This is a genomic window from Pseudogracilibacillus sp. SE30717A, assembly GCF_037071985.1.
Classification (GTDB): Bacteria; Bacillota; Bacilli; order Bacillales; family Amphibacillaceae; genus Pseudogracilibacillus.
This window is the reverse complement of the sequence record NZ_JAXHDF010000006.1, coordinates 219,610-230,798: the sequence shown is the minus strand read 5'-3', so window position 1 is coordinate 230,798 and position 11,189 is coordinate 219,610. Positions and strand designations below refer to the sequence as shown.

13 protein-coding genes and 1 riboswitch are annotated in these 11,189 nt (G+C 34.6%); all 13 genes read right to left on the bottom strand.

Annotation, left to right across the window (positions count from 1 at the left end; all coding sequences use genetic code 11):
* Positions 1-136 precede the first annotated feature (136 nt).
* Entirely contained in the window at positions 137-340 is a 204-nt protein-coding gene (locus tag SPD48_RS11705) for a hypothetical protein (RefSeq protein WP_336258290.1), read from the bottom strand.
* A 214-nt stretch (positions 341-554) separates the two neighbouring features.
* Entirely contained in the window at positions 555-1,022 is a 468-nt protein-coding gene (ribH, locus tag SPD48_RS11700) for a 6,7-dimethyl-8-ribityllumazine synthase (RefSeq protein ID WP_336258289.1), read from the bottom strand.
* Positions 1,023-1,040: 18 nt separating this feature from the next.
* Positions 1,041-2,234: a bifunctional 3,4-dihydroxy-2-butanone-4-phosphate synthase/GTP cyclohydrolase II gene (locus SPD48_RS11695; protein WP_336258288.1), complete on the bottom strand. Its 1,194-nt coding sequence runs from the start codon at positions 2,232-2,234 to the stop codon at positions 1,041-1,043.
* Between the two features lie 4 nt (positions 2,235-2,238).
* On the bottom strand, positions 2,239-2,847 hold the full coding sequence (gene ribE, locus SPD48_RS11690; RefSeq protein ID WP_336258287.1) for a riboflavin synthase: 609 nt from the start codon (positions 2,845-2,847) through the stop codon (positions 2,239-2,241).
* Positions 2,807-3,931: a bifunctional diaminohydroxyphosphoribosylaminopyrimidine deaminase/5-amino-6-(5-phosphoribosylamino)uracil reductase RibD gene (gene ribD, locus SPD48_RS11685; RefSeq protein WP_336258286.1), complete on the bottom strand. Its 1,125-nt coding sequence runs from the start codon at positions 3,929-3,931 to the stop codon at positions 2,807-2,809. The genes ribE and ribD overlap by 41 nt, the downstream gene beginning before the upstream one ends.
* Before the next feature lie 197 nt (positions 3,932-4,128).
* Positions 4,129-4,275, bottom strand: a riboswitch (FMN riboswitch).
* Between the two features lie 271 nt (positions 4,276-4,546).
* A complete protein-coding gene (locus tag SPD48_RS11680; RefSeq protein WP_336258285.1) occupies positions 4,547-4,996 on the bottom strand; it encodes a YehR family lipoprotein in 450 nt (149 codons plus the stop codon).
* Between the two features lie 608 nt (positions 4,997-5,604).
* Positions 5,605-6,576, bottom strand: a complete 972-nt coding sequence (locus tag SPD48_RS11675) for an N-acetylmuramoyl-L-alanine amidase family protein (RefSeq protein ID WP_336258284.1) — start codon at positions 6,574-6,576, stop codon at positions 5,605-5,607.
* An 89-nt stretch (positions 6,577-6,665) separates the two neighbouring features.
* On the bottom strand, positions 6,666-7,190 hold the full coding sequence (locus SPD48_RS11670; protein ID WP_336258283.1) for a TlpA family protein disulfide reductase: 525 nt from the start codon (positions 7,188-7,190) through the stop codon (positions 6,666-6,668).
* A 49-nt stretch (positions 7,191-7,239) separates the two neighbouring features.
* A complete protein-coding gene (locus SPD48_RS11665; protein WP_336258282.1) occupies positions 7,240-7,887 on the bottom strand; it encodes a hypothetical protein in 648 nt (215 codons plus the stop codon).
* A 136-nt stretch (positions 7,888-8,023) separates the two neighbouring features.
* On the bottom strand, positions 8,024-8,302 hold the full coding sequence (locus SPD48_RS11660; protein ID WP_336258281.1) for a GNAT family N-acetyltransferase: 279 nt from the start codon (positions 8,300-8,302) through the stop codon (positions 8,024-8,026).
* 96 nt (positions 8,303-8,398) lie between these two features.
* A complete protein-coding gene (gene csaA, locus SPD48_RS11655; protein ID WP_336258280.1) occupies positions 8,399-8,728 on the bottom strand; it encodes a chaperone CsaA in 330 nt (109 codons plus the stop codon).
* Positions 8,729-8,755: 27 nt separating this feature from the next.
* Positions 8,756-9,859 (bottom strand): M24 family metallopeptidase, encoded by a 1,104-nt coding sequence (locus SPD48_RS11650; RefSeq protein WP_336258279.1) that lies wholly within the window; start codon positions 9,857-9,859, stop codon positions 8,756-8,758.
* A 25-nt stretch (positions 9,860-9,884) separates the two neighbouring features.
* Positions 9,885-11,126 carry a GTPase gene (locus tag SPD48_RS11645; RefSeq protein ID WP_336258278.1) on the bottom strand — a complete coding sequence of 414 codons (1,242 nt, stop codon included), beginning with the start codon at positions 11,124-11,126 and terminating at the stop codon, positions 9,885-9,887.
* Between the last annotated feature and the right edge of the window lie 63 nt (positions 11,127-11,189).

Sequence of the window (11,189 nt, the reverse complement as noted above, 5' to 3'; positions counted from 1 at the left end):
GAATAAACATTTCCGTGTATTAGTTACAATACTCGCACGGTTCTATGTACATTTATTGACATTTACTTTACTATCTTCCCTTCAATGAAAAGAAAAAACCTCTATAAAATAGAGGTTTTTTGAAACAGAATTCATTTTATTTTTCATTTGTTTTACGATCTCGAATAAATTTTTTCACAGCCAATACGATCAGTAATAATAACCAGGAAGTAACTACATAATAAATTATCTCTCCTGATGCATCCATATCTTTTCGAAAAATTGTCATCCCGATCCAAATAATTAATACGCCTACTATTTGATAAAGATAAAATTTCAAATCTATTTTAATCGGAAACATCCCCTTTATATTCTTTCTCTATACCAATACTAGCGTACTACTTCAAAAAAACCAATTGAAGTATTCGCCACTTTTCTATGTTGATGAAAGATTAAAAGAGATTCTTTACATAAAATAGAAAGATTATCATATTAGACATCACTAGATTTATAATCACTTATGAAATTGGCTCACTTTTTCTGAAAGTTGCTCACATTATCGCAAATTGGCTTACTCATTCTTTCAATTCTTTAACTAAATTTGCCATTTCTACTGCTGCTGCAGCGGCATCAGCGCCTTTGTTTCCATTGGTTGTGCCTGCTCTTTCTATTGCTTGATCGATCGTATCAGTTGTTAAGATACCAAAGATGACAGGTTTTCCGCTCTGTAAACTTACTTGCGAAATACCTTTTGCGGCTTCATTACATACATAATCAAAATGAGGAGTTGCTCCACGAATGACTGCACCTAAAGCAATAATAGCATCATAAGGACGTTCCGCCATCTGCCTAGCAATTAACGGAATTTCAAAAGCACCGGGCACCCATGCAACATCAATATTACTTTCTTGTACCCCGTATCCTTTTAATGCACCGATCGCTCCTTCCGCTAAATTTTTTGTTATCAAGTCGTTAAAACGGCCAACAATAATTCCAATCTTTAGTTCGTTCCCTACTAACTTACCTGTGTATACTTTGCTCAATTTCAGATCTCCTTTATTTTAAAGTGATAATAAATGCCCCAATTTTTGTTGCTTTGTATGCAGATACTTACTGTTTTCTTTGTGTATGGCTAACTCTGTCTCTACACGATCTATAACATGTATTTGATTATCTTTTAACGCTTTTACTTTCTTTGGATTATTCGTAATTAATTCGATAGTATTTGCATGCAAATCAAGCAAAATTTGTGCGCTAATTTCGTATTCTCTCATATCAGCAGGAAAACCTAAGGCTTCATTTGCCTCAACTGTATCAAGCCCTTCATTTTGCAGTTGATATGCTCTGAGTTTATTAAATAATCCAATTCCTCTTCCTTCTTGGCGCATATATACTAGAATCCCATGTCCCTTATCGCTTATCATCTTTAAGGCTTGATCGAGTTGTGGACCACAATCACATCGAGTCGAATGGAAAACATCTCCCGTTAAGCATTCTGAATGAATCCGCACTAAAACAGGTTGCCCCTTGCTAATTTCCCCTTTCACCAAGGCAATATGTTCTTTAGAATCTAGTTTATTAGAATAGCCAATCATCTTAAATTCTCCATATTCTGTTGAAAGAGTTGTTTCTACTTCCCGTTTAACTAGTGATTCATGGTGTTTACGATAAGAAATTAAATCTTTAATAGTAATTAATTTCATCTCAAACTTTTCGGCAATTTTAACTAGTTCAGGAAGACGAGCCATTGTTCCATCCTCCTTAATAATTTCACAGATAATACTAGCCGGAAATGCACCACTTAGTTTTGCTAAATCGATTGCTGCTTCGGTATGTCCTGCTCGTTGAAGTACACCGTCTTTTTTAGCTATTAAAGGAAAGACATGACCAGGTCTTTTAAAATCTTCCTTTTTCACCTGTCTTTCTGTTAATGCCTTAATAGTGAGTGCACGTTCTTCGGCACTAATTCCAGTAGTAGTCTGAATGTGATCAATACTGACCGTAAAGGCGGTACTATAAGGATCCGTATTTTTATTTGTCATAAGAGAAAGGTCTAATGTATAGGCCAGTTCTTCCGAAATCGGAGTACAAACTAGCCCTTTCCCATGAGTAATCATAAAATTAATCATTTCTGGAGTCACTTTATCAGCTAAGGCAACAAAATCACCTTCATTTTCTCGATCTTCATCATCTATAACGATGATGATTTTGCCTTGTTTTAAATCATGGATCGCTTCTTCAATCGGGTTGAACATCTTCTCACATCCTTATGTTTTTTTCTAAATAATGATGGACATGTTTTGCAAGTAAATCACATTCGATATTAACTATATCTCCAACCTTCTTTTCTCCAAGAATCGTGGCAGCTGCTGTGTGCGGGATTAGTGAAATAGTTAACGTACATTCTGATTCTTCTATATCAAAAACTGTTAAACTAACACCATCAACAGTAACAGATCCTTTCAAAACAAAATAAGGAATGAGCGAATGAGAGATACTAATTTTATAATAAATAGAATTCTCCACAAATTGTTTTTGAGTAATTTTCCCTAATCCATCAACATGCCCCGTTACAAAATGACCACCCATTCTATCCGTTGGTAAAAGCGCTCTTTCCAAATTGACATAGGAGCCATTTTTTAACGATGAGAGTGAAGTCGCCTTTATCGTTTCAGGCATCACATCTACTTTAAAAGATGATTTGTTAAAAGCTGTTACGGTTAGACATATCCCGTTAACTGAAATGCTATCACCTATATTGATGTCATCTAAAACATCAGTTGCTTGTATCGTTAATTGTATTGCGCGTTCAGTAACTTTACTTAAATCAATTATTTGACCCTTTTCCTCTACAATTCCCGTGAACATTCATATCCTCCTTTTTAGCAACAATCTTAATTTGATCATCGATCTGGGTAATTTCACTAATTTGTAAATGATACGATTCCCTTAAATGATGGAATCCCTCTCCACCAAATGGACCTGGAGCATCTTTTCCACCAATCAAGATAGGTGCCATATATATAATTAGTTGATTAATTAATTTTTCTTTTAATAAGGAACCATTAATAGTTGCCCCACCCTCAACAAATAGTGATGAGACGTTTTCTTTACTTAATATCTCCAAAACCTTTCTCATTTCCAATGTTTCATCTTCCATCTGAAATATACGCACGAAAGAATGAGTAAACTTCTTTAGTTTCGATGAGGGTGTTCGTTTACCTATAAAAATCCATGTTTCAGCCTCACCATCAGTAACTATCTTCGCGTTTGTAGGAGTACGTAAATGTGTATCTAAAATGATACGGATTGGATTTCTTCCACCAGGGATGCGAGTTGTTAATTTTGGATTGTCTTTTATAACGGTATTTACTCCAACTAAAATAGCATCATGCTGATGACGGTAAAGATGTGCATCTAATCGAGCCGTTTTATTCGTGATCCATTTACTTTCCTGCCCAACAGTAGCTGTTTTCCCATCTAGGCTTACAGCAGTTTTCACTGTTACAAATGGCAACTTTGATGTAATGGAATAAAAAAACACATCATATAAATGAATCGCCTCTTGCCTTAAATATCCAGTCTCAACTTCAATTCCTGCATCCTTTAATTTAGCTACTCCTTCTCCTGCAACCTTGTCATGTACATCGATACAAGCAATGACAACTTTTTTCACTTGCTTTTCGATTAATAGATCTGCACAAGGAGCCGTTTTTCCAAAATGAGTACACGGTTCAAGCGTTACATATACCGTTGAACCTCTTGCATTTTCACCAGCCATTTCTAATGCAATAACTTCTGCATGGGCTTCTCCAGATGTCATATGTGCACCGAAACCTACAATGGTTTGATTATTAACTACAACTGCACCAACAGGCGGATTCGGGGTTGTTTGACCTTTCATTTGTTCCGCTAACTGAATTGCAAAACGCATATATTTTTCATCTAACAACCTATCCCCTCCTTACATAAAACAAAAAAATGCCTCTGAATCTTCTTCAGAGGCACTTAAAAATCAATTATTAAATAAGCAAATAAGCGTGTGAAAGTACACGAAAATAGACATACTATTTCAATGCCTCCATTAATATCCAATAAATGTATAAAGAAGGAATGCAAAAAAATATACTCCACTTATTTACTCGTTTAACAATTCTTCTCCCATCCAGACTATCACTGTCGGCTCTGGAGTTTCACCAGATCAGCCATGTCATTTATATGACACAGGTCACGGGCTGTAAGGAATTATCCTTAATCACCGTCGATTGGGAATTTCACCCGACCCCGAAGACTTGTTAGTATATGCAGTTGTATATTTACCATAACTAAAAGTGAACGAAACTTCAAGCCTAAAAGTTTTTATGAAGAATTTATCAGGGTAGTTTGGCTATTTTTATGTTGCTGCTCGCTGAATTTAGTCAACAATCGATCAACAAATTTTTTATTAGCTAAGTAAACGTATTTCATTCCAATGAGGCATCTACAATATCAATGCCACCTTAAGTATTTGGGCATGAAAAAAAGCACCTCAATGGGTGCTAAAAAACTTTCTATTTAACTCTGTAGATTACTCAACAACTTCATATCCTTGTTCTTGTAACATTTCCACTGATTTTTTTAAACTAATTCCTTTGTCTACATCTCCTTCAAACGAGGCTCCAGACAATTTGTTTACTTCATTTAAATCAGCCGTTTCGTAGTCTATCGTTAGTGTTTCAATTACTTTGTCATCTTGGTAATCCATATTATGTGTAACCCCTTCTGTATCATCATAGCCGACTATTAAATCGTCTAATACTTCCTTTGCTTCCTCTGAAGTGGTTACACCTATTGATTCATAAGGCAATACATTTTTGGCAGTTTGTTCAGTTACTTTGTCTCCATTCGCTTTATAAGTAAGTTCACTTATAACGCCATCTTGTTCCGTTTGAAGCGTAACGATATTTTCCTTAGAATTACAAGCGACTAGTGTAAAACTGAGAAGTATTGTTAGACCAAACATTATCCATTTTTTCATTCTACTCTTCCTTTTTTAATGAATTTTTAATTAGAAAACTTAGCTTATCGCTAAAGAAAATATGCCCCTTCATAGGGGGAGTCTTTAGTTAAGTGAGCAGTAAGAAAGTATAAATCTTTTCTTATCTGCTAAAAACTTTAAACAACCTAAATTATCTTATCCAATAACAAGCCACACTTCAATAGGCTAAAAGGTTTATCTTATCGTTAATTTTTGTAGTTCTTCATATTCAATATAAGACTGTAAGGCCTTTAAAGAACACGCTCTAACTAGTTTAGTATTCTATTAAAGACCCCTCGGCTCATTTATTAGCAACTGAAACCAGAATAAACGAACTTAGGAATTCTATCATCAACATCATTAAAAACCCCAGTATTTTTGGTATCGAAGCATCGTGCATACTATCAACACTCACGGATACTTTTATAAAAACACTGGGATTTTGCTTAAGTTCCTTTTGTAAACTTAAACAGACTAAACGTATACAATTGGACAAGTGATATTTTATTAAGTTGGATAAATTAAGAAATGTTCATACATTAACTGCCTCTATTCATACTTCTTAAATCAATAAAACCAAATTCTTTCCAGAAATCTTATACTTTTTATTATTTTTTCGATACGTCTGTCTTTTTCACCCAGGAGGTTATCTCTTTTAGTAGCAGGCGTTCCGAGGCTACTTGCTGAACTGTTAATGACTTGTTTTTTACCCAGCTCGGTATTTTTTCTCCCGTAGCATAAGTTTTGGCGCTATTTTTAATGACAACATGATCTCCGACTTTAAATGAAGGCTGTTTTGGTGAAGATGTTGTAGGGTTGATCCAACTTCCCGGAGTCCCTTTCTGTTTAGTCACATTCAGCATCCCAGAAGCCTTCTTATATACATAATACGTACCAGCTGATACGGTTGATCTCTTGTTTTTCCTATTTTTTGCATCTTGTGCAGTAGAATAGCCCTCGGTAGTTTTAATCACTTTATACGTGTCTTTGATTGAATTTGACGTGGGTTTAGAGGGAGTAGGAGTAGATGGAGGTGAACTCTTTTTTAAGTTATAAATTTGTGCAATACCTTCTGCATGTGCCTTACCAACTCGAGCAATCCAAGCTTTATCTTTCATTTTTATTGCATCTATGGCTGTATCAATAAAACCATTTTCTGTAAGAGCAGCTTCCATTTTAGACTCACGTAAGACGTGTAAATTAGCTTTCTTTTGACCCCGATTTCTTAATTCATTAACTGCTAAAACTTTTTTATGAATAATCGTTCTTTTCTTCGCCGAAGAACTTGTATCTGATAATTTATTAAAAATATACGACTCGAATCCAGTACCTTTCCCAGCGTTAATATGAATGCTTAGGAAATAATCTGCTCCCCAACTGTTTGCTTCTTTTGTTCTTTCATTTAAGGTAACTGTTTTATCTGTCGTTCTAGACATTTTTATTGAAACACCTTTATATTCACTTAAATACTTACGAACCGCTAATGCTATCTGTAATGTTATATTTTTTTCTAATAAGGCGTTTCCTGTTGCTCCGGAATCTGTGCCTCCATGACCAGGATCAATAAAAATTTTCACCATAAAAAAATCTCTCCTTCATTAATAATAAATGTAAGGAGAGTCATTTTCGTTTACACATATGTTTACATTTTACGCACTTTTTTGTACAGTCAATCCATTTTATCAAATTCTTGAACCATTGATTCATAATTTAGCGGACCAGTTGCTATATTATGAATCCTACCGTCTGAATTAATTAAATAAGAAGTCGGTAGTGCCCTTGCATTATAAATATTCGCGACAACTGTCTCACTATCCATGAGTACGGGAAAGGTGATTTCATACTCATCTAAAAAATTAGTTACATTCGTTTTACTTGTTTCCGTTTCCGTTAAGTTTACCGCCAATATAACAACATCATCATATGTTTCATGAAATTTCTGCATATCTGGCATTTCAGATCGACAAGGTGCACACCAGCTTGCCCAAAAATTCAGTAAAATCTTTTCTCCCCGAAATTCAGATAACTTCACTGTTTCTCCATCTATTGTAGTAAGTTCAAAATCCGGAGCCGAATTGTCCTTTTCGATTCCTACTTCCGGATCTTCTTCTTTGGCAATCTGCTTTGAAGTGAAATCGTAAATTGCCCATCCGAGTAAACCGACAACGATAAGTATTATAATCCATTTTCTCATTAATATTCCTCCAGTTAAATCGCTTCCTCTAAGTAAAATAGTATTTAATTTATATTGATCTACTTCTAATACTATACACAAAATAAATGAAAACTAGAATAAATAAAATTAGAAAAAAATAAATAGAGATAGAGTATCCAAAGACGATTGAATACGTATTACGTATAGCAATGAACGCTTGAACCATGATCCATAGCATAATAGTGAGTAAGTTCGATTTTGTTACATTCATCTTCTCCAATAGTAAAAAATAAATAACTAATAATACTGCGGAACAAGTAAGTTGAATAATTGCTTGATTTTCTCCATGAACTGTCCATTGTAAAAATTCGTAAGTGAATAAGGCGGAAATAAAAATCGGAATAAATGTATTCAATAAGCTTACACCATCCAACTTTCCGCGCATTACTTGATATGCGATTGTGCCGGATAATAATAGAGTCGCAATATAAAAGGCATTCGCATCACTTGGATAAGCTAATACAGCAAAAGGGTCCGAAATAAATCTATTGATATGGAGAATGATTTTTCCGGCCCAAATAAATAAAACAAAATTAATCAGATAAGAAAGTGCATGATCTATGCGTTGCTTTTTAATCTCCTTTGTGTCAGAAACGATCAAATAATAAAATAATATTCCAATCATAAAACTAAATATTATTGTTCCTATCGAAATTAAAGCAGTAGTTGATACCAAGATAATTCCTCCGTCATTTCCTTTCCTTTTAAGTATATATTATTTACAGAACAATAGATAAGTTTTCGTTTTGCATTCACTATTTTGTCAAAACCAATACAAAAAAACACCTTGGTATCACCAAGGTGTCCTCACTTTATTTTGCAATTAGATCATGGTATTCTTCCGTTCTTTCCATTTTTTGTTTTACATAAGAACATACAGGAACAATCTTTTTATTTTCTTTACGAGCATAATCAATTAATGCTTCAAGCAACTTACCAGCGATACCTTCTCCACGTAATTCATCTGAAACATACGTATGATCAGCTATAATAGTTTGTTCATTCTTCGGTTTAAATGTAATTTCAGCAATTGGTGTTTCTTCATTTTCTCCAATATAAAATTTATTATTACCTTTTTGAATAGTAGCCATAAATATTCCTCCTCTATTATTTTCTCTCATCGTACCATACTGTTATTATGTACAAAAATATCTGACTCAACTTTCTTAAAAAACTAATAATAATTATTAGCCAATTTTAGTGCCATTTTCAATTTGATCATCTGGAGCTAATAAAACAACATCATCCGTACCCAACATACCTCCAAGTACCAATACCTCCGATTTATATCCTGCAATTCGCATCGAAGGAAAATTTACAACTGCAGCAACTTGACGACCGATTAGTTTTTCTGGCGAGTATCTTTTAGTAATTTGAGCGGAAGATTGCTTGATGCCAAGTTCACCAAAATCAATTTCTAATTTTATTGCCGGCTTTCTGGCTTCGGGAAAAGGTTCCGCCTTCACCACTGTCCCAATCCGCATATCTACTTTTTGAAAATCTGCAAATTCAATCATAAAATTCCTCCTACATTCTCTTTTACATTAAACTGCAATATATGTTAAAGCCTTTCTGAAGGAACTGAGTACAATTACCTCTCCCTCATCATTTATATAAACATTATCTTCAATTCGTACCCCTCCAACCTCAGGTACATAGATTCCTGGTTCTACAGTAAAAAGCATTCCAGGCTCTATTAGTGTTTCATTTCCACTATGTATAGATGGTTGTTCATGTACATCCAAACCTAGACCATGACCAATTCGATGGGTAAAATATTCCCCATAATGTTTCGCATTTATATATTCTCTTGCCGCCAAATCTATTTCTTTTAAAGGTTTACCAACTTCTATTGTATCAATAGCTTTTTCATTTGCCCGACATACAGTTTCATAAATATTCATTTGTTCTAGTGAACCTTCTCCAACAATAAAGGTACGGGTTAAATCAGAATGATATCCATTTACAGTCACTCCAAAGTCAAACAAAAGAAAGTCTCCTCGCTGAACTTTTCGTGATCCTGGTACACCATGTGGCAGTGCAGAGTTTTCTCCACTTAAGACAATTGTATCAAAGGCAATTCCACTTGGTCCCAATTGCATTAATTGATATTCCAATTCTGCTTTAATTTGCAATTCAGTCATACCTGGCTGAATTAATTCCAACGTATTCACTAATCCTTTTTCAGTAATCTGAATTGCTTTTTTGACATATTCTACTTCTTCTGGTGACTTTCTTATTCGTTTTCGTTCAATATAAGGTTCAATATTTTCAAACTGTGCATGGGGATATAATGCTGTTAAGAGTTCATATTGTTGTACAGTGACAACAGACTTTTCAATTGCAAACGAACTTAATGAAGTCCCAACAGTCTTTGAAAATTTCTCGAATGCATTTTCAGTATCAGATATAGAGACAATTTTATCTGTTACTGCAAAATTCTCACCGGCATCTTTGTCAAGCGTTGGCAGAAATAATATTGTTTTTTCTGTTTCTGCGTGAACAAAAAGCGCAAAAAATCGTTCGTGAGGTTCTGCATGAAATCCAGTATAATAATATATATTGTTAGGGGACATTAATATTATGCCATCGACTTTTAACTCGTTTTGAATATAACTCATTAATTGTTTTTGTCTTGATTTGTACATTCGTATATTCCTTCTTTCTCATATATTAGTTTTTTCTCTTTTGTTCCTCTAATTCTTGTTCATATACTTTCTTTGCTTCTTCTTGTGACTTACTATCAATGAAATAAGCAATAGCCGCTTCACAAAGCGCGTAAGTACCTGCACTAGCAATGGAACCAGATATAATACTACCGGCACCTGGAAAAACTTTTACAAGTTGTCTTGAAACCTCCCTTAGTGCAACACCTACCCCTACATTAACCCCCATTGCTCCTAAAAACTGAATGATCGTTTTACGATTGAGTTTCTTTCCACTAATCATTGCAATGGTTCCAATCATAGAAAGTTGGAGCCCAGTTATAATCGGCATATCTGCCATTGGTACAGGACTAGCCCCGACAAGTCCGGTAACAGCCATGACACTTTTTCCAATATTTCTTGCTAACCTTTTTTGGACTGACTTAACTTTAGAGACCTTGGCTAATATTACTTGTGCTTCTTTTGGCAATTCTGTAATTAAATAATCAAGCAATACATCGATATTCCAGCGTCTGTCATAGACGACACTGCCATTTTCATATTCAATATAAGCACTTATAGGAATAACGGTAACTGGTGTTGTAATAATTTCTCTAATTTTTTCTTCGAGTAGTTCTACTGTCGCCTGAATATTTTCTTGTTTTTTAGGATGGTCAAACGGTGGTTCGCTATTGGATGCCGGAGCAAGCTCGTCAACTTGTGTCACAATTCCGACTATAGGCACATCATATGTATGCATATCATACACATCCTGTTTTAATTGCTGCAGCTGCTCTAGATCTTCATCAATACGTGAACCTACTTCTTTTCCCTTACATAAAAATAAAATAACATCTGGACATTTGTTTTTTATAGATTGTTTAACTTCTTCTAATGGACTTGCAGTTATAGTGGATTCTTCAGGACGATGAGATTCACCTAGTCCACGTGTATCCAAAATATCAATGCCACCTAATTCATTTTCAAATAAGTACCACTTTCCAGCACCTGTTTGGGATTTATAGTCACCAACTTCCGCTTTTTCCTCTCCAAAAATTGCATTGATTAAACTAGACTTTCCAGCTCCCCTTCTCCCAACAATTGCAATCCGTGCCGGTCTTGCACTAACTACAAATGACTGCAAACCGACTATCTCCTCTCTAATTTGTGCTTTATTTTTAGATGATATTTTTGAACGGTCTACATTATTTAAAATAAATCCGAATAATTCCTCCATTTGTTCATAGATGCCGGTTTTTTTGTCATTCATCGATTAGTTCATCCTTTTGTATTTATATTTCCTCCATTATATCATGAGCAGATAGAGCAATTT